At 59.6% G+C, this 19,757-nt stretch carries 23 protein-coding genes; 6 read left to right on the plus strand and 17 right to left on the minus strand.

Translation table 11 applies throughout. From position 1 onward, the window contains the following. Positions 1 to 183: 183 nt before the first annotated feature. The 3 genes from WFM46_RS04040 (at position 184) to WFM46_RS04050 (ending at position 3,682) form a co-directional block, all read left to right on the plus strand. Complete coding sequence (locus tag WFM46_RS04040; RefSeq protein WP_336997094.1) at positions 184 to 2,457, plus strand: FdhF/YdeP family oxidoreductase; 2,274 nt, start codon at positions 184 to 186, stop codon at positions 2,455 to 2,457. A 125-nt stretch (positions 2,458 to 2,582) separates the two neighbouring features. Beyond that, a complete protein-coding gene (locus WFM46_RS04045; protein WP_336997095.1) occupies positions 2,583 to 2,990 on the plus strand; it encodes an MbcA/ParS/Xre antitoxin family protein in 408 nt (135 codons plus the stop codon). Then, positions 2,987 to 3,682, plus strand: coding sequence for an RES domain-containing protein (locus WFM46_RS04050; RefSeq protein ID WP_180210479.1), 696 nt, complete (start codon positions 2,987 to 2,989; stop codon positions 3,680 to 3,682). Before WFM46_RS04045 ends, WFM46_RS04050 begins: the two co-directional genes overlap by 4 nt. 6 nt (positions 3,683 to 3,688) lie before the next feature. Here WFM46_RS04050 and WFM46_RS04055 read toward each other — a convergent pair whose 3' ends face one another. After that, the gene (locus WFM46_RS04055; RefSeq protein ID WP_336997096.1) at positions 3,689 to 4,090 is read right to left on the minus strand and encodes a YybH family protein; all 402 of its coding nucleotides are present in this window, start codon (positions 4,088 to 4,090) and stop codon (positions 3,689 to 3,691) included. A 245-nt stretch (positions 4,091 to 4,335) separates the two neighbouring features. Between WFM46_RS04055 and WFM46_RS04060 the strand changes: the two genes are divergently transcribed. Both WFM46_RS04060 and WFM46_RS04065 read left to right on the plus strand, forming a co-directional pair. Then, on the plus strand, positions 4,336 to 4,905 hold the full coding sequence (locus WFM46_RS04060) for a hypothetical protein (protein ID WP_156654677.1): 570 nt from the start codon (positions 4,336 to 4,338) through the stop codon (positions 4,903 to 4,905). Beyond that, complete coding sequence (locus tag WFM46_RS04065; protein WP_139156348.1) at positions 4,889 to 5,107, plus strand: hypothetical protein; 219 nt, start codon at positions 4,889 to 4,891, stop codon at positions 5,105 to 5,107. Before WFM46_RS04060 ends, WFM46_RS04065 begins: the two co-directional genes overlap by 17 nt. 61 nt (positions 5,108 to 5,168) lie before the next feature. Here WFM46_RS04065 and WFM46_RS04070 read toward each other — a convergent pair whose 3' ends face one another. From WFM46_RS04070 to WFM46_RS04085, 4 genes are all read right to left on the minus strand, one after another. After that, on the minus strand, positions 5,169 to 5,492 hold the full coding sequence (locus WFM46_RS04070) for an AzlD domain-containing protein (RefSeq protein ID WP_103179964.1): 324 nt from the start codon (positions 5,490 to 5,492) through the stop codon (positions 5,169 to 5,171). Position 5,493: 1 nt separating this feature from the next. Then, positions 5,494 to 6,228 carry an AzlC family ABC transporter permease gene (locus WFM46_RS04075; protein ID WP_336997097.1) on the minus strand — a complete coding sequence of 245 codons (735 nt, stop codon included), beginning with the start codon at positions 6,226 to 6,228 and terminating at the stop codon, positions 5,494 to 5,496. Positions 6,229 to 6,571: 343 nt separating this feature from the next. Continuing rightward, a complete protein-coding gene (locus tag WFM46_RS04080) occupies positions 6,572 to 7,771 on the minus strand; it encodes an MFS transporter (protein ID WP_336997098.1) in 1,200 nt (399 codons plus the stop codon). Between the two features lie 61 nt (positions 7,772 to 7,832). Further along, positions 7,833 to 8,816: an aldo/keto reductase gene (locus tag WFM46_RS04085; RefSeq protein WP_336997099.1), complete on the minus strand. Its 984-nt coding sequence runs from the start codon at positions 8,814 to 8,816 to the stop codon at positions 7,833 to 7,835. Positions 8,817 to 8,907: 91 nt separating this feature from the next. On the opposite strand from WFM46_RS04085, the gene WFM46_RS04090 reads away from it, so the two are divergent. Then, on the plus strand, positions 8,908 to 9,801 hold the full coding sequence (locus tag WFM46_RS04090) for a LysR family transcriptional regulator (RefSeq protein WP_336997100.1): 894 nt from the start codon (positions 8,908 to 8,910) through the stop codon (positions 9,799 to 9,801). 101 nt (positions 9,802 to 9,902) lie between these two features. On the opposite strand, the gene catA is transcribed toward WFM46_RS04090, so the two are convergent. The 12 genes from catA to WFM46_RS04150 all read right to left on the minus strand — a co-directional run bounded on the left by catA (position 9,903) and on the right by WFM46_RS04150 (position 19,733). Beyond that, positions 9,903 to 10,829 carry a catechol 1,2-dioxygenase gene (catA, locus tag WFM46_RS04095; protein WP_336997101.1) on the minus strand — a complete coding sequence of 309 codons (927 nt, stop codon included), beginning with the start codon at positions 10,827 to 10,829 and terminating at the stop codon, positions 9,903 to 9,905. Between the two features lie 32 nt (positions 10,830 to 10,861). Then, a complete protein-coding gene (gene catC / locus WFM46_RS04100) occupies positions 10,862 to 11,149 on the minus strand; it encodes a muconolactone Delta-isomerase (protein ID WP_103179973.1) in 288 nt (95 codons plus the stop codon). Positions 11,150 to 11,161: 12 nt separating this feature from the next. Then, entirely contained in the window at positions 11,162 to 12,277 is a 1,116-nt protein-coding gene (locus WFM46_RS04105; RefSeq protein ID WP_103179974.1) for a muconate cycloisomerase family protein, read from the minus strand. Beyond that, the gene (gene pcaD / locus WFM46_RS04110; RefSeq protein WP_336997102.1) at positions 12,274 to 13,041 is read right to left on the minus strand and encodes a 3-oxoadipate enol-lactonase; all 768 of its coding nucleotides are present in this window, start codon (positions 13,039 to 13,041) and stop codon (positions 12,274 to 12,276) included. Before pcaD ends, WFM46_RS04105 begins: the two co-directional genes overlap by 4 nt. Further along, positions 13,042 to 13,704 carry a 3-oxoacid CoA-transferase subunit B gene (locus WFM46_RS04115; RefSeq protein WP_336997103.1) on the minus strand — a complete coding sequence of 221 codons (663 nt, stop codon included), beginning with the start codon at positions 13,702 to 13,704 and terminating at the stop codon, positions 13,042 to 13,044. 9 nt (positions 13,705 to 13,713) lie between these two features. Beyond that, positions 13,714 to 14,400 (minus strand): 3-oxoacid CoA-transferase subunit A, encoded by a 687-nt coding sequence (locus WFM46_RS04120; RefSeq protein WP_336997104.1) that lies wholly within the window; start codon positions 14,398 to 14,400, stop codon positions 13,714 to 13,716. Beyond that, on the minus strand, positions 14,397 to 15,656 hold the full coding sequence (locus WFM46_RS04125; protein WP_336997124.1) for an MFS transporter: 1,260 nt from the start codon (positions 15,654 to 15,656) through the stop codon (positions 14,397 to 14,399). The genes WFM46_RS04120 and WFM46_RS04125 overlap by 4 nt, the downstream gene beginning before the upstream one ends. Before the next feature lie 86 nt (positions 15,657 to 15,742). After that, positions 15,743 to 16,237, minus strand: coding sequence for a flavin reductase (locus tag WFM46_RS04130; RefSeq protein ID WP_103179979.1), 495 nt, complete (start codon positions 16,235 to 16,237; stop codon positions 15,743 to 15,745). Positions 16,238 to 16,247: 10 nt separating this feature from the next. Continuing rightward, entirely contained in the window at positions 16,248 to 17,180 is a 933-nt protein-coding gene (locus WFM46_RS04135) for a PDR/VanB family oxidoreductase (RefSeq protein WP_336997105.1), read from the minus strand. A 9-nt stretch (positions 17,181 to 17,189) separates the two neighbouring features. After that, complete coding sequence (locus tag WFM46_RS04140; RefSeq protein ID WP_336997106.1) at positions 17,190 to 17,930, minus strand: SDR family NAD(P)-dependent oxidoreductase; 741 nt, start codon at positions 17,928 to 17,930, stop codon at positions 17,190 to 17,192. Between the two features lie 10 nt (positions 17,931 to 17,940). Further along, complete coding sequence (locus WFM46_RS04145; RefSeq protein WP_103181099.1) at positions 17,941 to 18,420, minus strand: aromatic-ring-hydroxylating dioxygenase subunit beta; 480 nt, start codon at positions 18,418 to 18,420, stop codon at positions 17,941 to 17,943. Continuing rightward, on the minus strand, positions 18,420 to 19,733 hold the full coding sequence (locus WFM46_RS04150) for an aromatic ring-hydroxylating oxygenase subunit alpha (protein WP_336997107.1): 1,314 nt from the start codon (positions 19,731 to 19,733) through the stop codon (positions 18,420 to 18,422). Before WFM46_RS04150 ends, WFM46_RS04145 begins: the two co-directional genes overlap by 1 nt. Positions 19,734 to 19,757: the final 24 nt, after the last annotated feature.

The raw sequence follows: 19,757 nt of genomic DNA on the forward strand, positions 1-19,757 counted from the left end.
ATATGACAGAACATGTATATACAACCATTGACATCCACCCACACGCATCTGATGATGGATTTGTGAACTGAACTGTGAATAATTTGTAATTAAGATGAAAACTATATGTAATTGAGATGGGTTTCGATCGACAGTCAAATCAGGCATCGCCATCACATATACCCGCTTAAGACAGGAGCGCTGATGAGCAATAACAGACGAGCGGTACCCGGCATTCGCCATTACGCCGGCCCTGCGGGGGGCTGGGGAGCCTTAAAAGCCACGGCGATTGCCGTGCGTACGCAGATGGACACCTTTGACGCTCCCGCCACGCTGCTGCGCACCAACCAGCCTGACGGCTTCGACTGCCCGGGCTGCGCCTGGCCCGACAAAGAACACAAATCCACCTTTCAGTTTTGCGAGAACGGCGCCAAGGCGGTGACCTGGGAAGCGACCACAAAGCGTGTCACCCCTGAATTTTTCGCTGAGCACACCGTCAGCGCCCTGTGGTCAAAAAGCGATTTTGAGCTGGAAGGCTATGGGCGCCTGACCCATCCCATGAAATACGATCCGCAGAGCGATACTTTTCTTCCGGTGGCGTGGGATGAAGCCTTTGCCCGTATCGGCGAGGTGCTGCGCGGGCTCCCCCCGGATGAGGTGGAGTTTTACACCTCCGGGCGCGCGTCAAACGAAGCCGCCTTCCTGTATCAGCTGTTTGCCCGCCAGCTGGGCACCAATAATTTCCCCGACTGCTCTAATATGTGCCACCAGGCCACCAGCGTCGGCCTGCCCCGCTCCATCGGGATTGGCAAAGGCACCGTCTCGCTGGAGGATTTCGACCATACTGAGCTGGTGATCTCCATCGGCCATAACCCGGGCACCAACCATCCACGGATGATGGGCACCCTGCACGAGCTCTCCCGCCGGGGCGTGCCGATTATCGTTTTTAACCCGCTGCGCGAAACGGCGCTGGAGCGCTTCGCCGATCCGCAAAATGTCAGAGAGATGGCGACATACAGCGCCACCGATATCGCCTCGACGTACTATCAGGTTAAAGCCGGGGGCGACGCCGCGGCGTTAAAAGGTATCGCAAAACATCTGCTGGTGCTGGATGCGCTGGATCATGACTTTATCGCCACCCACACCCAGGGGTTTGCCGATTTTGCCGCCGATATCGCCGCCACGAGCTGGGAGGCCATCGAGCGCGAGTCTGGCCTGAAGCGCGCCGATCTGGAGAACGTGGCGCGCCTCTACGCTAAGTCCAGCGCCACCATCATCACCTACGGCATGGGGATCACCCAGCATAACAAGGGTACCGCCAATGTGCGTTTGATCGCCGATCTCCTGCTGCTGCGCGGCAATTTTGGCAAACCCGGCGCGGGCATCTGTCCGTTACGCGGTCACTCCAACGTGCAGGGCAACCGCACCGTGGGGATCACCGAAAAACCGACCGCGGCCTTTCTGGACCGGCTGGGCACGGTGTTCGGCTTTACCCCACCAGCCACCCACGGCCACGATGCGGTACAGGCGGCGCAGGCGATGATCAACGGCGAGGCCAAAGTGCTCCTCTGCCTCGGGGGAAATTTTGCGGTGGCGATGCCCGATCACGACAGGGCGTTTGCGGCGCTGAAACGTCTCGATCTCAGCATACATGTCGCCACCAAGCTGAACCGCACCCACCTGCTGGTCGGGAAAGAGACATATCTTCTCCCCTGTCTGGGGCGCACCGAACTGGATATGCAGCAGAGCGGCCAGCAGTCAATCACCGTGGAAGACTCGATGTCGATGGTGCATGCCTCCCGCGGCAAGCTCAAACCGGCCTCTCCCTGGCTACGCTCGGAACCCGCCATTGTCGCCGGGATCGCCCACGCCACCCTGCCCCACAGCAAAACCGACTGGCTGGGTCTGGTGGAGGATTACGACCGCATTCGCGACGCTATCGAGCAGACGCTGCCGGGCTTTGAGAACTTCAACGCCCGCATCCGGGTGCCGGGCGGATTTCGTATGCCGCTGCCGCCCACGGAGCGCGTCTGGCCCACCGCCAGCGGCAAGGCGATGTTTTCGCTGTTTGAGGGTGTGAGCGAGAACAGCCCGGGCGAAGGCGAGCGCGTGCTGCGTCTGGTTACACTGCGTAGTCACGACCAGTACAACACTACCATCTATGCCCTGGATGACCGCTATCGCGGCGTGTTCGGCCGGCGCGACGTGCTGTTTATGAACGAAGAGGATATGCAGCAGTTGGGGCTGGAGCATGGCGATCGGGTAGATATTCATACCGCCCTCCCCGGCTCACAGCAGCGTCTGGACGACATCACCGTGGTGGCCTACAGCATTGCCCCTGGCACGGTTGCTGGCTACTACCCGGAAGCGAACGTGCTGGTACCGCTGGATTATCTCGATAAAGAGAGCGGTACGCCGTCGTACAAATCAGTGCCCGTCCGCCTGAGTCTGCGCTCAAAAGAGATCCGCGCCCTCTAATCTCTTCTCACACCGTCACCGATCCGGTGGGTTGCCCGGCTCGGTGATTCTGTCTCTGCATAGACAAAATGATATTTTTAGTCCACACTGAGACAAAATCACCTTACCCGTAGCGGGAGCATTCTATGACCAGACACCTGAATGCGGCCTCTGACACACGCGGCGATCGCGACCTGATCGCCATCCGGGCCGCAATGAACATTCTTGATAAGTGGGGCTGCACGCCGGAACAGCAGCAAAACATCCTGCAACTCTCCCGGGCGGCGCTGTATAAGTATCGTCACGGCGAGACTAAATCCGCCTCCCTGAGCCATGACCAGCTAACCCGCATCAGCTATCTGCTGAATATGCACTCGGCGCTGCGTATTGTTTTCAGTAACCCCGAGAACGTGTACGGCTTTATGACCATGGCCAACCACAATGCTTATTTCAACGGCGCCACGCCGCTGTCGCTGATTGAAGGCGGTGAGTTTGGCAACCTGCATGAAGTGGCGAAACGGGTGGACGTGTTGCGCGGGGGCCTGGCCGGATGATCCATCCTGACATTCCCCGTACCGCAGTCATGCCTGTCAGGGGCTACCGTCTGCTGCACACCAAGTACCCTGCCATTTATGTGTTTGAAGATGTCGCCACGCCCGAGGCGTTCGATGTACTGTATGAGATCCAGAAGCTCACCAACCCGCGCCTGTCGCAGGAGGTGGGCAATCTCAGTCTGTTACCGCGTGAAGAGTGGGTGCTGGGGATCCGCGGGGCGCACTATGCGATGGCCGCCTTCACCCACGTTAACCCGGACGGCAGCCGCTTTTCTAACGGCGATTATGGTGTCTATTACCTCGGGGAGAGCAAGGAGACGGCGCTGGCCGAAATCGTCTATCACTGCCAACGCTACTGGCAGAACGTACCGGCGTTAAAGTTCGAGCGCTTCGAGTACCGCTGTCTGGAGACCGAGCTTAGCGGCTGCACTTTTGCCGACATTACCGGCCTGCCGGATTCCCATCCCTGGTACCATCCCACCGACTACAGCGAACCGCAGAAGTTTGGCGCCCGGCTGCGCGTCGCAGGTGAGACGGGCGTGACCTACCGCTCGGTACGCAAGCCAGGCGGCATCTGCTGGGCGCTGCTCACGCCTAAACCCATCGTCAGCATTATCCAGACCTCCCTGCATCAGATTATCTGGGATAAAGGCATCGTCAGCGTTGGCCTGGTCACGCCGGTCAGTAAATAAAAACCATCAGGTGGATTCAGCATCTAACACTGACGTTCCGTAGGAATTGTCGATGGTGCACAGCCAGCGGTCATTTTCCAGACGGAATACATAGGTTGCACGCCGGGTGATCTCTGTTGTAGCGCCCTGTTCATCCGGGTAAAAAAGCTGGGATTCCATGATCACCAGCGCATCTCCTCCGCCTTCAATGATCTGGATATCGCCCTGCTTCACAACGAGCTGATCCTGGAAATAATCAGAAATGGAAATAAAGGCGCTGCGGATATTGTCTTTACCTTTAACGATCATACCGGGCTTAACCACCAGCGCGGCGTCGTCGGCGTAGTGCTCCATCAGCGAATCAAAATCTTTGGCTAAGATCGCCCTGTCACACGCCTTAATGATATTGCGAAGCGGGTGTTCGTACATGTGCATACTCCCTGTTCAGTGATTGCCTCTATTCACTGTATCACCCGTCGGCGCAAAGTGTAGGCCGGGCAAGCGAAAGTGCCCGGCTGGCCTTTCTGGAAGAGGTCTCGCAAAGCCAAAAGTAAATCCATGTAATACCCGATTGTGGGTTTTCATACTTCAATCACGGTCATAAAGTGACCGCATTGCGGCACATTTGCCATTGTGCCAGGGAACTATCAGGCGTTGTATGCAGGGAGCAATAAGTGCGTATAGAAGAAGAGGTTTTTCTTGACGATTATGGTATGAGGAGAAAAAGATTCGTCTACGATCATCGGGTTCATCACAGCTACGTCTTTGTTGCTGGTCACGAGGTATATACCGTGATTGTGGGCAGTCTGTTAGATGAAGCGACATTTACTCGGATCGGATATGAAATGCCGCCAGCCATTCCATTCCCGATCAATGGAATGGCAGAAGTCTGTTTTGATACTTTCGACGGTATGGGGGGCCTGGCTGATTTTCGTCATATTAAATTCAAAGGATTAGGCAGCGCTGTTGTTTTGCAATCAGTTTCCCTGGCCTTAATCGCTCACGCAGAGAAACTTCACATCGGGGGATTTGTTTTTCAGGCGGCTTCTGGAGGCGTGGTGGATAAGGGGCGCCGCACCTCTCTGGAAGAGATCTATGACGTTCTGCTTGGGTTAAAAAATGTACCGCGCTACAATCCGCACACAGGGTTGCCAAAAAGAACGCCGCGACCACTGATACAGGGAGATGTCCATGCCTACAAGAGAGTTACAGAAGGGAGAGCCTGCTATGTCGTATTGCAATAAGCACGAACATTCCGCGCTTCTTGCCCCTGGTGACAGGGAAAAGAGAGTATTTCAGGCATTAGCATCTGCGGAGTTGCACACTCACGGCATCAGTGCAGAGGCATATATTCACGATCTTAAAGCCGAACTGGCTGCAGTTAAAAAACGATCTTCTGCCACCCTGCTTCGCAAAAAACTAAATGCATCATCTGGGCGAGAATAACCCGACATCTGAGCGTAGCTTCCAGCAACAGGCCCAACAATCGGGCCTTATTTTTTGCAGATTAAGTGCCTAAAAAATACCCCGCCGCGCAAAACGCCACCACTCCCGCAATTACCGTGGCAAAGAGTCCGCGGGTAAGAATGCCCACCAGAGTGGCAAACGCTGCCGCCAGCAGCGAGATGCTGATCCCCGAATCGGTCATTGCAGGTTTACTCATCAGTTCGGCGGCAACCAGGGCGGCCATGATGGCGGTGGGGATAAAGCTCAGCCACTGCAGCAACACCTCCGGCAGCCGAAAACGGGATAACAACAAAACCGGCACGGTACGCATCAGGGCAGTGACCAGCGCCGAGGCGAGGATCGCCAGCAGAATATTTCTTTCCATCTTATTTTCCTTTCCGGGCGCGTAACAGCAGCGTCGCCAGCGTGGCGGCCAGGGATGCGGCCAGAATGACCACCAGACTGAGCGAGCTACTCCCGGCAGTCAGCAGCGTGATCGCCACCGCGATAACAATATTGATGGTTTCGAGGATCTTCCTGCGGCTGGCAAACCACATCATCAGGATCAGGCCGATAAACATCGACACCAGGCTGAAGCCCAGCCCCTCCATCAGCGAGGCGGGCAGCGTGGTTGCCAGCCATGCTCCGGCCACACAGGCGATGATCCAGTTCAGCCAGGCGGTAATATTCAGCCCCAGCATCCAGGGGTAGCTGATTTTGCCCTGCGGGCTGGCGCGCTGCACCGCCACGCCAAAGGTTTCGTCGGTCAGCAACAGCCCGCTGACCACTTTCTGCAATGTGGTGTAGTCACGAAAAAAAACGCTCATGGAGGAGCTCATCAGCAGGTAGCGCAGGTTGACCAGCAGCACGCTCAGCACCACGGAGGCCATTTCCGCCCCTGCGGCCCAGAGTGAGTAAAACAGGAACTGCGCCGAACCGGCGTAGAGGGCGCTCGCCAACAGCGCGATTTGCCCGGTGGTAAACCCGGAGAGCGTGCCTATCGCCCCCGCCGCAAAGCCAATGCTCCAGTAGCCTGCAATGGTAGGGAGACAGGCAGTAATACCGGCCCGAAATTCGTCCGTGGCGGACGCGGGGTGCCCGGTATTTATCTTCGTCAACATCGTTTCTTCCCTTATATTACTTAGCTCAATAACTATCTTAAGAATCAACAGCAAACGCTATAGTAAAATACTGCTTAGCCGTGAAATTTCTTCAGGTTGTGGGAGACGCGAAGGTGGCACGACAAAACGGCATTACGGCGAGCGCACCGTGAAAGGCTCGCATCAACTCTTTTTGCGGGCCGATATCCGTCAGGCAATAGATTTTTTACACTGCCACTTTGCCCAGGCCCTGACCATAAAGGAGATTGTGCAGGTGAATTCTATTCTATGCGCACCTTTACTTCAGATTATCGACGCGTCCTCTGACGCGTCTCTCCTTGGGTTAAAACCCGATAACGCTGCTTCAGAATGAAGGTTCTCCTTCTGAGCTTTTTAACATTACAACCAGCGCTACGCTGCCCAGGATAACAACCGCAGCCAGTAACACCATCTCCTGAAGACCAACCCTTGCCGATACCTGCCCACCGGCAAGTGCCCCCGTACCGATGGCCGCATTGAAAATGGCAACATAGATGGCTGATGCAGGCTGGGCGGCATCTTTCGCGCAACGGAGCAGCCGGGTCTGCAACCCGACAAACACAATTGCCATAGCGGCGCCCCAGATGGCCAGGAGCATGCCTGTGAGCCAGAGCGGAGGTGCGGCAACAATCTTCATACCAAGCATCCCCAACGCACCTGCGCTGAGGAGCAAAGCGATCAAAATCAGCAGCTTAATGTGTCTATCGATCAGTTTACCGGCAATGATATTCCCCAGCAGTCCGGAGAGGCCTGAAATCAGTAACAGCCCAGAAACAGAAGACGTTGGTACATCCCGGGTTTGGGTCAGCAGAGGCTCAAGATAGGTGAATGCCGCAAAGTGCGCCGAAATTACAGAGGCAGTCGCGCCATAGAGAGTGAGAAGCACCGGATTTTTAACCAGCCCACGATACACATTCAGCCTCAGTGGTTGGGGCGCCTTTATAGGCGGGAGCGTCCAGAATAAGAGAGAGGCGGCAGCCAATGACAGCAGGGAAATCATCGTAAATGCATGGCGCCAACCGGTCATGTTTGCAACAAAACTGGCCAATGGAACGCCCATCACGCTGGCCGCCGAAACGCCGCCAAATATCACGGAGGTAGCCACACCAAGCCTCTCTTGCGGAACAAGCTGTACAGCCACTGTGCCGATCAACGCCCAGAAAACACCGTGTGCCAGCGCCCCCGCCATACGTGCCGTCATAAAGAGACTCATCGTGTGAACCTGGGTCACGGCCAGGCAAGAGAGCGCCAGAAAAAGCATCAGTCCAACGAGCAGAGCCTTACGCGATATGCGCGACGGCATCGCGCCGGATAACAGGGCGGCCAGTGCGGCTACCCAGCCATAAGCTGTCACCGCAAGCCCCGCCCCGGATTCAGGCTGATTAAAATCCTCCGCCAGCGCGCTGAGCATACCTACGGGTGCAAGTTCGCTGGTGACAATCGAAAACGCGCTTATCCCGAGCGCAGCTACTGCTAACCAGGTGCGCGCTGGCACCGGATTTACCTGTAATACAGTATCGTTCATCTCATAAATACTCTTCAAAGAAAGCGGGGAAATATCTGAAGCGGTACGGGTAGGAGCAAAATCAGGCTCCTACCCCCTTCATCCCTTCTGGCGTATAGCGTTCTCCGACAACCGGGAGAGTGGATAGCGCGATCCGCAACGCGTCCAGCTCGTCACCGCTGAGCTGGAGATCAAGCGCCGCGGCGTTTTCGCTAAGGTGCTGGAGATTGCAGGTGCCCGGGATGGGCACAATGTTGTCTCCCTGAGCAAGTAACCAGGCCAGCGCAATCTGTGAGGGGGTGCAGCCTTTACTGAGGGCAAGGGCGGTTATTACCTCCACCAGTGAGTGATTTTTTGCCAGGTTCTCTGCCTGGAAGCGAGGAAGCGTACTGCGAAAATCGCCATTCTGAGGTACCGGCTCATGTTGAAATCTGCCCGTCAGAAAGCCCCGCCCAAGGGGCGAATAGGCCACAAACCCTATCCCAAGCGTTTTACACAGTGGAATAACACTGGCCTCGGCCTCACGACTCCAGAGGGAATACTCTGTCTGAACCGCCGCGACAGGATGAACCGCGTGAGCGCGCCGGAGCGTCTCTGCACTAACCTCACATAACCCGATGTGGCCAATTTTCCCCTCCTGAACCAGCTCCGCCAGACTGGCCATCGTCTCTTCAATGGCGGTTTTGCTGTCAATACGGTGCACGTAGTAGAGATCAATATGCTCCACGCCAAGGCGTTTAAGCGACGCTTCGCAGCTTTTGCGCGCGTAGTCAGGTCTGTTGCAGAGCTCTCTGTTGTATTCGCCAGGCTGTCGCACAATGCCAAATTTTGTTGCCAGCTTCAGGGCGGGCCGACGTGTTTTAATGAATTTCCCCAGTAATTCCTCGTTGTGCCAGGGGCCGTAGGTATCAGACGTGTCGAGGAAATTTATCCCCAGGTCCAGCGCCTTATCCAGCACTGCCAGGGATGCTTCGTCGTCACGTGGCCCATAGAATTCGCTCATACCCATACAACCCAGACCGAGCGCAGAGACCGTGAGGGAGGAAGTCAGATTACGTTTTTGCATGTTTATCTCCTTGTGAGGATTGCAGTATCATCCTGCGATAAGTGATAAAACAGAGCTGAAAACGGAGAGCCGTTTTCCATAATCGGAAAATATGAAAGCAGATTTTAACTGGGACGATACGCGGGTATTTCTGGCCATTGCCCGCGCGGGGACGCTGAGTGGCGCAGCGGAGGCCATGAATATGGGTATCGCCACGCTCTCAAGAAGACTGGATCGGCTTGAAAGCGCGCTGGCAGTACCGCTATTCAGCAGACATCAGAGCGGCTATCGGTTAACGGATGACGGGGAAGCGCTTCTGGAGCGGGCGGAGGCGCTTGAAAGTGCAGGGCTCGCCTTCGGAGAGTCTGCAAAATTACAGGTTAACGTCGCCGGGCTTGTTCGGCTGGCGACATCCGACAACCTGGCCACGCATTTTATTCTTCCTTCGCTGACAGGGCTGCTGGATAGCTATCCCGATCTGCGGGTTGAAGTACTCAGCGGCGTGTCGTCGGTCAATTTGCACCGCAGGGATGCCGATTTAGCGATACGTATGGTTAAACCCGACAGCGGAAATCTGACGCTGAAGCGGCTTGGCACCGTGGGATTTGGGCTTTACGCCGACCGGACATATTTAAAACAATGGCAGGGTAAGGCCACTGAGTTACTGCTCAGTCATGGGCAGTATATTGGCTGGTCGGAATCTCATCAGCACCTGCCCGCTGCGCGGTGGGTAACACGGATGCTGCGGGGCAGGCCCTGCCGGGTAGAGGCGAATACGCTGGCGGCACAATTATCAGCCGTTTCAGCGGGTCTGGGGCTTGGGATTTTGCCGCATTTTATGGCGAGGAAAAACGCGCTGCACTGCGTTAATTCAGATATCGGTGTGGATCAGACATTATGGTTAGTTATGCACTCAGACCTGGCACACTCCCGGCGAGTCAGAGTCGTTGCAGATCAGTTGATCGCGTTATTTGAAGAGATGAACGATCGTCTCGCGATGCCCTGACCTTGTGCACTGTATATCTCAGGAGGCGCGCAAGTCTCTCCCCTGAACATATACAGAAACCGGGCCCGCTTAGTGCGGCCCGGCCCTCTAACCTTTCGGACCTACTCCATCACCCGCGCCCGCTTCCCTCGCTGCTCTTCCCCACTCTCCGCCGCTTCCACCAGCGTAAAGTTAAAGTTCACCTCCGTATGCTCCCCTGCGAGATCCCGCGCCTGCGCCACAGCCGCGTCCGTCACCTTCACCGGGTCCGCAATCAGCTCCGCGCGGGTCGCGAAGGCAAAGTCATCCCACAGATATTCATCCCCGTTGAGGTTGATCTGGGTGGTCAGATGCTTGTACCCCGGCGCGGATACAAAGAAGTGTACGTGGGCCGGGCGGTTGCCGTGGCGGCCAAGCGCAGTCAGTAGCTTCTGTGTCGGCCCATCCGGTGGGCAGCCGTAGCCGCACGGCACGATGCTGCGCACGGCGTAGCGGCCATCTTCCCCGGTGCGCACGCGGCGGCGCAGGTTGTATTCGCTCTGGGACGGGTCGAAGAACGAGTAGCCGCCAAGGGTGTTGGCGTGCCAGATATCCACGATCGCGCCCGCCACCGGCTTACCGTTCAGATCGGTCACCTGGCCCTGCAACCATAGGGTTTCGCCCTGCTCTTTCCCGTCGTCCATACGGGCAAAGCCTTCGCTCAGCGGGGCGTTGGCGACGTACAGCGGCCCCTCGATGGTGCGCGGAGTGCCCACGTCATTACCGAATGCGGCTTCCTTCTCGTCGGCGCGCATATCGAGATAGTGCTCCAGACCCAGTCCCGCCGCCAGCAGCGCCGCCTCCTGGCGTCCGCCCAGCGCGTTAAGGTAGTTCACCGCAATCCAGAACTCTTCATCCGTCACGTCGAACTGCTTGATGGTCTTGCACAGGTCGCTCAGCAGCTGGTGCATGATGTTCTTTAAACGTTCGTTACCGCCGGTGGAATTTAAGCCGCTGCTGATCGCGAGTAAGGTATCCAGTTCGGTTTGATGTACGGGATTCACAGACATTGCATATTCCTCTTTGTAGGGTACGTTTGTTGTTATTGCGAGTGATGAATGGATGAGGGATGCGTACACAGAGGTTGCACGCTGATCTCCATCCACGGGTAGAGCGGCAGCGCGGTCAGGATGTCGTGCAGCTCCTGGTTGTCCGCCACGTCAAAAATGCTGACGTTGGCGTACTGCCCGACCACGCGCCAGATGTGCGGCCACTTGCCTTCACGCTGTAAGCGCTGGGAGTAGGCTTTCTCTTTCGCCTTGATCGCTTCCACCTCTGCCGCCGGCAGCGACGACGGGATGTTGACGGTCATTTCCACTTTAAAAAGCATCGCGTTTTCCTTTTATTGACGGGCGTAATGACGCAGCTTGTCTTCGTCGATCTCAATGCCTAACCCCGGCCCCTGCGGTAACGTCACCTCTCCCTGGCTGAAATCCAGCGGACGGACCACGATGTCATCCTTCAGCAGCAGCGGGCCGAACATCTCGGTGCCCCACTGCATCCTCACCGTGGACCAGGCGTGCAGCGAGGCGACGGTGCCGAGTGTCCCTTCCAGCATGGTGCCGCCGTACAGCGCCACGCCCGCCGCCTGCGCCACGTGCGCCAGCTTCAGGGCCTGCGCCGGGCCGCCCGCTTTGGCGATCTTCAGGGCATACGCCCCGGTAAAGCCGCCGCTCGCGAGGGCGTAGCCATCATGGCTGGTGGCCACCGCTTCGTCGGCGAGGATCGGCACCGCAAAACGCTGGCTGAGGGTGATAAGCCCTTGCCGATCCCACAGCGGGATCGGCTGCTCCACCAGGTCGATCCCGCCCGCCTGTAGCTGCGTCATCCCTTTAATAGCGGTGGTCAGATCCCAGGCCTGGTTGACGTCCACCCGCACGCTCACCTCGTCGCCCAGCGCGGCCTTGATCGCCAGGGCGTGGCGGACATCCACCTCCAGCCCGCGGGCGCCGATTTTCAGCTTGAAGGTGTTGTGTCGCCCCTCTGCCAGCAGGCGTTTACCCTCTTCGATATCTTTCTGGGTGTCGCCACTCGCCAGGGTCCAGAGCACCGGCAGACGCGTGGTGAGCGCCCCGCCCAGGAGTGAACTCACCGGCAGCCCCAGCGCTTTGCCCTGGGCATCGAGGAAGGCGGTTTCGAGGGCGGATTTGGCAAAAGTGTTACCCTTTACGTGGGCGTTCATCCTGTCGGCGAGCTGCGCCACGCCGCTGAACGACTGGCCGCACAGCAGCGGGGCGAGATAGGTTTCAATGGCGGATTTGATCGCCTCCGGGCTTTCCGGGCCGTAGCTCATGCCGCCGATGGTGGTGGCTTCGCCCCAGCCGGTAACGCCGTTCGCGCATTGCATCCGGACGATGGTGAGCGTCTGGCAACCCATGGTGGCCATCGACAGCTTGTGCGGGCGGATGGTGGGAATGTCCACCAGCCAGCAGGCCAGGGATTCTATAGTGAGGGTCATGTCATGCTCCTGCGGGTTAAAAAGGTCAGCACCTGCTGATTAAATGCGTCCGGGCAGGCGACGTTCGACAGGTGCGAGGCGGGTAACGCCACATATTCTGTCTGCTTCGCCTGGGCCGCGATCCACTGGGCGTCCTGCACCGTGGTGACCGGATCATCATCCCCTGCGATAGCCAGCATTGGGCGCAGCATGGCCGCCACCTCATCACGGAGATCCGCCGTTGCCAGCGCTTCGCAGCAGGCGGCGTAACCTTCGGCTGGGGTGTCGGCCAGACCGTCAACCAGCAGCTTCACCATGCCGGGATTGCTTTGGCGATATGCCGGGGTGAACCAGCGTTCCGCCGCGGTACCGGCGACCGGGGCCATCCCCTGCTGGCGCACCGCTGCGGCGCGCTGCTGCCAACCTTTCGCTTCGCCGATTTTTGCCGCGGTGTTCGCCACCACGATGCGATCAAAACGCGACGGGGCGTGGCGGTTGAGCCACATCCCGGTCATGCCGCCCAGCGAGATACCGCAAAAACAGGCCAGCTCAACATCGAGTCGATCCAGCAGGGCAATCACGTCCTGCCCCAGCGAGTCGAGAGTGATGCCCCCAGCCGAAACCGGAGAGCGACCATGCCCGCGGGTGTTGTAGCGCAGCACGCGAAAATGGCGGGTAAAATCGGCCATCTGCCCCTGCCACATCTGCCAGGTGGTGCCGAGGGAGTTGGAGAGCACCAGCAGCGGGGCCGCTTCCGGGCCGTCGAGGCGATATTCAAGCTCCATTCACGCCTCCTCGGTTTCGCTGTTCAGGGCAAAGGTGAGCGCCACCGGGGTGACGGACTGGAGGTATTCCGCCGTCACGTCGCCAAACAGTTCCCGTATCACAATGCCCCGATCGGTGATATCCATCACCGCCATGTCGGTGTAGATCCGGTCGATACAGGCCATGCCGGTCAGCGGATAGGTGCAGGTTTTGACAATCTTGCAGTCGCCCTGACGGGTCAGATGTTCGGTCATCACATAGACGCGCTTCGCGCCAATCGCCAGGTCCATCGCCCCGCCGACGGCGGGAATCGAAGAGGGCTCGCCGGTGCTCCAGTTCGCCAGATCCCCGCGTTCGGAGACCTGATAGGCCCCCAGCACGCAGATATCCAGGTGGCCGCCGCGCATCATGGTGAAGGAGTCGCCATGATGGAAATAGCAGCCGCCCGCAAGCAGCGTCACCGGCTGTTTCCCGGCGTTAATCAGCTCTGGATCTTCACAGCCCGGTTCCGGCGCAGGCCCCATACCGAGAATGCCGTTTTCGCTGTGCAGGAAGATCTCGCGGTCCGCAGGCAGATAGTTGGCAATCCGCGTCGGCAGGCCGATGCCGAGGTTGACGTAGGCCCCTTCCGGGATGTCGCGGGCAATGCGTTCGGCCAGCTGTTGATGGGTCAGTTTATTCACGGGCTCTCCTTATGCACTCTGCCGCAGGCATTGCGGCGCGATCGTCACCAAACGCTGGACAAAAATCCCCGGCGTCACCACCGCCTCCGGGTCGAGCTCGCCGAGGGCGACAATCTCGCTCACCTGGGCAATAGTGCAGCGGGCGGCGGCGGCCATGATCGGCCCGAAGTTGCGCCCGGTTTTGTCGTAGACCAGGTTGCCCCAGCGGTCGGCCTTCAGGGCTTTGATCAGGGCGAAATCGGCTTTTAACGGGTACTCAAGGACATAATCTTTGCCATCGATATGGCGGGTCTCTTTGCCCGCCGCCAGTTCGGTGCCAAACCCGGTGGGGGTGAAGATCGCCCCCAGCCCGCTGCCGCCCGCCTGAATGCGCGCTGCGAGGTTGCCCTGCGGGACCAGCTCCAGCTCGACCTCGCCGCGGCGGTAGAGGTCGTCAAAGACCCAGGAGTCTGTCTGGCGTGGGAAGGAGCAGATCACCTTCTTCACGCAGCCAGCCTTCAGCAGCGCCGCCAGACCGTAGTCGCCGTTCCCGGCATTGTTGCTGATCAGGGTCAGATCCCGCGGCCTGCGGCGGATCAGGGCATCCAGCAGTTCGGCGGGCTGTCCGGCGGCGCCAAATCCACCCACCATCACCACCGCGCCGTCGAAAATGTCCGCCACGGCACCGTCGGTGGCGGCAATCCGTTTATCAATCATTTCGTTACCTCGTTATTATTCGTGGACGGCAGGCTACGCAGGGCGATCCACGCCAGCAGGGCATAGGCCATCAGCAGCAGGGAGACAGGCCAGGAGGCGTCAAAATGCATCAGCAGCGCCACCGCCAGCATCGGCCCCAGGCCGCCGGAGAAGATCGAGCCCACCTCATGCCCCAGCGCCAGGCCGGAGTAGCGCACACGCACCGGGAACAGGTCGCTCATGATGCAGGGCTGGGTGCCGATCATCGCCCCGTGGCAGAACGGCAGGCCGAGCAGCATCGCCAGCATGATCCAGCCGTAGTCGCCGGTGGAGAGCAGCCAGAAGAACGGGAACGCCATTACCAGCAGGCCGATGACGCCGATGTAGTAGACCGGCTTCAGGCCGATGCGATCCGAGAGCGCCCCCCAGAACAGGATCGAGAAGAACTCCACCAGCATCGCCAGGGTTACGGCGCTGATGATCTCCCCGGTACCGATGCCGATGTGTTTGGCGTAGACCACCGAGAAGGTGAAGAAGATATAGGAGGCGCCGTTCTCCGGCAGGCGCAGGGCGATGGCCTGCATCAGCGCCTTAGGATGCTCGCGCACCAGCACCATCAGCGGGATCTTCTCGTGTTTTTCTTCCGGTCTGGCCTGAGTAAAGGCCTTGCTCTCGCGGATGTTTTTGCGGATATAGACCCCGACCAGGAAGATGACGATGCTCAGCAGGAAGGGCACGCGCCAGCCCCAGCTCATCAGCTCCGCTTCCGGCAGCTTCTGCACCAGGTAAAAGGCGAAGGCGGAGAGGACAAACCCGCCGGAGACCCCCATCTGGCTCCAGGCGGTAAAGTAGCCGCGACGGGACGCGGGCGCGTTCTCGCTCAGCATCAGCACCCCACCGCCCCACTCGCCGCCCGATGCAACGCCTTGTAAAAAGCGCAGCGTGATCAGGGAGAGCGGCGCCCAGATGCCGATCTGCGCGTAGGTCGGCAGCAGGCCGATGACAAAGGTGGTGGCCCCCATCAGGGTCAGGGTCATGATCAGCGTCATCTTGCGACTGTAGCGATCCCCAAGATGACCGAAGACAATCCCGCCCAGCGGACGGGCGAGAAAGCCCACCGCAAAGCCGGAGAAGGCCAGCAGCGTGCCCTGCATCGGGTCGCCGCCCACCGGGAAGAAGAGCGGGCCAAACACCAGCGCCGCGGCGGTGCCGTAGAGGAAGAAGTCATACCATTCCAGGGCATTACCCAGTACCGAGGCGAACACCAGCTTGCGCATCTGTCCGGCATCGTGTGGAACGGCAGCCGCAGCGTTGCGGTTTTCAGTCACGACATTGCTCATCAGCGTTACCCTTATGGTTGGTTTTACGCTTCCACATCATGCCCGATGGCATGGTAGCGACGGTTAAAGTAGACCAGCCCGCGCGGCGCTTCGCTGATGCGTATCGCCTGCACCTGGCAGTAGAAAACGGAGTGGCTGCCCACTTCATGACAGGTGTCGATCAGGCAGTCGAAGCTGGCGACCGACGAGCTGAGCACCGGCGCGCCGCTGGCCATCACCTGCCAGGAGTCATACGCAAAACGCTGCTCGGATCGCAGGCTGGCGTTGGCGAAGACCCCGCAGAGATCCTGGTGGTCGCTGGAGAGGACGTTGACGCACAGCGCTCCGTTCTGCTTGAAGTGCGCGTTGGCATAGGAGTTGCGGTTCATACAGACCAGCAGCGTCGGCGGCGAGTCCGTGACGCTGCAGACGGCGGAAGCGGTAAAACCAAATTTACCCGCCGGGCCGTCGGTGGTGATCACCGAGACCGCACTCCCCAGCTGTGCCATCGCGTTACGAAATTCGGTTTGCAGTGTCATAAGGGTTTCCTCACAGATCGATGACTAAACGGGCGCTTTTGGCCCGGGAGCAGCACAACAACATCTGATCGCCGTCAGCTTTCTCTTCGTCGGTCAGGTAGCTGTCGCGATGGTCCGGCTCTCCCTCCAGCACGTCGGTCAGGCAGCTGCCGCAGATCCCCTGTTTGCAGGAGACGCAGACCTTCAGCCCGGCCTGGGCCAGCGCCTCGACGATGGTCTGGTTCTCCAGCACCTGGACGGTAATGCCGCTTGCGGCCGCGACCACCTCAAAGGCCGCACCACCGGTGACGACTTCGGCGCTGAAGCACTCCTGATGCACCTGCTCCGGGCGATAACCGAGGCGGGCCGCCTCGTCGGTGACCGCATCCATCAGCCGGGTCGGACCGCAGGTGTAGACGTGGGTATTGGCCGGGACGTCGCTCAGCACCGCCTTCAGATTCAGGCGTTGCGTGTCGCTGAAGTGCAGATGCACGCGGTCGGCCCAGGCCGCCTGCTCCAACTGGGCAATAAACGCCGCCCCGGCCCGGGTGCGGGCGCAGTAGTGCAGGCTGAAGGAGCGGCCGCTGGCGTGCAGTTCGGCGGCCATCGCCAGCATCGGGGTGATACCGATCCCGCCGCCAATCAGCAGGCTATGGCTGGCGGTCTCCTCCAGCGCAAAGAGGTTGCGCGGATCGCTGACCTGGATGTAATCCCCAACGTTGAGCGCATGCGCGGCAAGGGAGCCGCCCTGAGACTTTTTGTCTTTCAGAATGCCGAGCTGGTAGTGACGGCGATCCTGCGGGTCGCCGCAGAGGGAGTACGGACGCACCAGGCCGTCTGCCAGATGGAGATCGATATGCGCCCCCGCGCTGAAGGCCGGAAGATCGTTCCCGTCAGCATGCGCCAGCGTCAGCAGGAGCACCTCGCCCTGCAACTCCCGCCTGATAACCTGTAATGTCAGCATGTTGGCTCCTTAACGCATAAACAGACCGCCGTTGATGTCCCAGGTCGCCCCGGTGACAAACGACGCCTGCTCTGATGCCAGCAAAGCCACCGCCTGGGCAACAAACCCGGCTTCCCCTAACTGGCCGACCGGGATCATCCCCAGCAGACCGGCCATCTTCTCTTCCGGCACCAGGGCGTGAACCATCGGCAGATCCAGCGGACCCGGGGCGATGGCGTTCACCGTCACGCCGGATTTGCCGAGCTCCCGGGCAAAGATTTTGGTCAGGGTCAGAATGCCGCCCTTCGAGGCGGCGTAGTGGGCGCCGGAGGCGGTGCCGCCGTTCTGCCCGGCTAACGAGGCGAGGTTGATGATGCGGCCGTAGCCGCGACTGGCGAAGTAACGCCCCAGGGTCTGGCAGCCGACAAAGGTGCCGCGCAGGTTGGTGGCGATCACCCGGTCGAACTCCTCCACCGTAATCTCCATCACCGGGGTGGCGAGGGTCAGGGCAGCGTTGTTGACCAGCACCTCCAGGCTGCCGAAGCGTTTAATGGTCGCGTCGAGCGCCTGCGCAAAATCCTGCGGCTGGCAGATATCCAGCCCCAGCGCCAGCACCTTGCCCTGGCCGTCATCGAGACGATCCGCGGCTTCCCGGGCGCGGGCCACATCAACGTCGGTCAGCACCACCTGATACCCCTGCGCCAGCAGGTGAGCGGCAATCACGTTGCCCAGACCGGCGGCCGCGCCGGTCACTAATACGGTTTGCGTCATGGGGAGTTCCTCAGAGGATGTAGCCGATGCTGTGCAGCACATCGTCGCTGTTGACCAGGCGGATCACCTTCCGGGTAATCAGCAACCTGCCCTCCTGCGGTGCCAGGTGCCAGGTGATGTCCGCGGCGTAGTGGCGGCTGTGGCCTTTGCGGTGCTCCCACAGGGACTGCGCCCCGCGCACCACGATCAGATCCTCGCGGGACTCCAGCAGGCGGAAGCGCGACAGGGTGCGCAGGGTTCTGGCGCGCGGCGTGGTGGAGATGGACTCTCCGCTGTAGAGGCGCTTCACCCGCTTCTCGCGCATGTGGTGATCGTCGCAGGCGTAGTTAAGGGTGTTTTTAAAATCGGTTTCGTTCGGGTCGATGGGCACCACGTACAGGCCGTCGCGCTGCCAGAGATCCAGCCAGGCGTTGAACTCGCCCTGGTCCAGCAGATCGCCTTCGAGGTTGATTACGGACATCGCCGCAAACAGCACAGAATCTGGCGTCATCATTTTTCGCTCTCCGTCATCAATTTTTTCCACTGCTGGTAGGCCGCGCGCATCCCGGTTTCGGCGCTGACGTCGCTGCGCAGGCCGTCATCGGTGCGGTACTCCCCCGCCAGGCCGCGGTTGAGCATGATCCACAGGTCATCCCCCGCGGTGGCTCCGCGCTGCACGCGCTCCCAGGCCTCGGAGTCGTCCGGGGTGCCAAAGCCCATCGGCCCCTGGAAGTGCTCATGCAGACGCAGCCGCGCCTGGTTCGCGATCTCCGGCCCGCCGTCCATGGTGATCACCGCGTGATGAATTTCGGTTTCCATCACTGAGATGGGTTGCAGGACGCGGAAGAAGGCCATTGAACAGGCGATGTTCGGGAACAGGTTGAGGTTGAAGCCGGAGCCGCCCACCGCCCGCACGATGCGTCTGACCTGCGCTTCGTCGTGATCTTTTCGCAGTTCGTCCGCCAGCCCGATAAAGCGCTCCGGGATGGGCGCATCGAGGTTGGCCTCCAGATCCACCAGTTCCGGGATCATCACCATGACGCTGTGGCCGTTGCCGAGATCTTCGACATAGCCGCTGCCGTCCACGAAGTTGAGCATCTCTTCGGTCTGCTTATCGACGGAGCTCAGGAAAGAACGGTGCACCACCGGGAAGTGATAGCCGTCGGTGGTGTTCTCCAGCTGAATTTTCCAGTTGCCCGGGAAGCGGAAGCGGTGCGCAGGCCCGGTTTTGATCGGGTAGCCCGCCCCCTGCTTCATAAAGAGATCCATCCACTTCTTCGCCGCGCCGAGGAAATCCTCCAGCGGTTCGATCTGCTCGTTAAAGGTGGCGAAAACCATGCCCGCATACTGCTCGGTACGCAGCGACACCAGCCCCAGCTCGTTCTTCTCAAGCCTGTCGGCATAGCTTTCCGGGTGCGGCACGCCGCGCAGGCTGCCGTCGAGGGCATAGCCCCAGCCGTGGTACGGGCAGACGAAGCTGTTGGTTTTGCCGCTGCGGTGTTCGCAGACGGTGGCCGCGCGATGGCGGCAGCGGTTCAGCAGGGTGTGGATGGCGCCTTTGCGGTCGCGCACCACGATCACCGGCTGGGTGCCGATCTCGGTGGTTTTGAAGCTGCCGGACTCCGGGATCTCGCTGACGTGCGCCACCCAGACCCAGGTTTTGGTGAAAATGCGCTCCAGCTCCAGCTGGAACAGCTCGTCAGAGGTGTAGAGCGAGGTATGGACACGATCCGCCTTCACCAGAGCCGCAATCGCTTCCCGGCTCGGGGCCGTCGGCGTCGTGGTATCGATATTTTTGACATTGATGATCTGGTCGCACTGCATAATCTTTCTCCTGCGCGTGGTCGG

Origin of the sequence: Leclercia sp. M50 (assembly GCF_037150775.1) — a bacterium.
GTDB lineage: Bacteria > Pseudomonadota > Gammaproteobacteria > Enterobacterales > Enterobacteriaceae > Enterobacter.

Excerpts from the sequence above, each read along its gene's own strand:
- WFM46_RS04065 (WP_139156348.1), top strand. The coding sequence starts at position 4,889 with ATGTCGTATTGCAATAAGCACGAACATTCCGCGCTTCTTGCCCCTGGT.
- WFM46_RS04120 (WP_336997104.1), bottom strand. The coding sequence starts at position 14,400 with ATGATTGATAAACGGATTGCCGCCACCGACGGTGCCGTGGCGGACATT.
- WFM46_RS04040 (WP_336997094.1), top strand. The coding sequence starts at position 184 with ATGAGCAATAACAGACGAGCGGTACCCGGCATTCGCCATTACGCCGGC.
- pcaD (WP_336997102.1), bottom strand. The coding sequence starts at position 13,041 with ATGGAGCTTGAATATCGCCTCGACGGCCCGGAAGCGGCCCCGCTGCTG.
- WFM46_RS04075 (WP_336997097.1), bottom strand. The coding sequence starts at position 6,228 with ATGTTGACGAAGATAAATACCGGGCACCCCGCGTCCGCCACGGACGAA.
- WFM46_RS04125 (WP_336997124.1), bottom strand. The coding sequence starts at position 15,656 with ATGCGCAAGCTGGTGTTCGCCTCGGTACTGGGTAATGCCCTGGAATGG.
- WFM46_RS04130 (WP_103179979.1), bottom strand. The coding sequence starts at position 16,237 with ATGACACTGCAAACCGAATTTCGTAACGCGATGGCACAGCTGGGGAGT.
- WFM46_RS04045 (WP_336997095.1), top strand. The coding sequence starts at position 2,583 with ATGACCAGACACCTGAATGCGGCCTCTGACACACGCGGCGATCGCGAC.
- WFM46_RS04090 (WP_336997100.1), top strand. The coding sequence starts at position 8,908 with ATGAAAGCAGATTTTAACTGGGACGATACGCGGGTATTTCTGGCCATT.
- WFM46_RS04070 (WP_103179964.1), bottom strand. The coding sequence starts at position 5,492 with ATGGAAAGAAATATTCTGCTGGCGATCCTCGCCTCGGCGCTGGTCACT.
- catC (WP_103179973.1), bottom strand. The coding sequence starts at position 11,149 with ATGCTTTTTAAAGTGGAAATGACCGTCAACATCCCGTCGTCGCTGCCG.
- WFM46_RS04135 (WP_336997105.1), bottom strand. The coding sequence starts at position 17,180 with ATGCTGACATTACAGGTTATCAGGCGGGAGTTGCAGGGCGAGGTGCTC.
- catA (WP_336997101.1), bottom strand. The coding sequence starts at position 10,829 with ATGTCTGTGAATCCCGTACATCAAACCGAACTGGATACCTTACTCGCG.
- WFM46_RS04140 (WP_336997106.1), bottom strand. The coding sequence starts at position 17,930 with ATGACGCAAACCGTATTAGTGACCGGCGCGGCCGCCGGTCTGGGCAAC.
- WFM46_RS04085 (WP_336997099.1), bottom strand. The coding sequence starts at position 8,816 with ATGCAAAAACGTAATCTGACTTCCTCCCTCACGGTCTCTGCGCTCGGT.
- WFM46_RS04050 (WP_180210479.1), top strand. The coding sequence starts at position 2,987 with ATGATCCATCCTGACATTCCCCGTACCGCAGTCATGCCTGTCAGGGGC.
- WFM46_RS04145 (WP_103181099.1), bottom strand. The coding sequence starts at position 18,420 with ATGACGCCAGATTCTGTGCTGTTTGCGGCGATGTCCGTAATCAACCTC.
- WFM46_RS04150 (WP_336997107.1), bottom strand. The coding sequence starts at position 19,733 with ATGCAGTGCGACCAGATCATCAATGTCAAAAATATCGATACCACGACG.
- WFM46_RS04080 (WP_336997098.1), bottom strand. The coding sequence starts at position 7,771 with ATGAACGATACTGTATTACAGGTAAATCCGGTGCCAGCGCGCACCTGG.
- WFM46_RS04105 (WP_103179974.1), bottom strand. The coding sequence starts at position 12,277 with ATGACCCTCACTATAGAATCCCTGGCCTGCTGGCTGGTGGACATTCCC.
- WFM46_RS04055 (WP_336997096.1), bottom strand. The coding sequence starts at position 4,090 with ATGTACGAACACCCGCTTCGCAATATCATTAAGGCGTGTGACAGGGCG.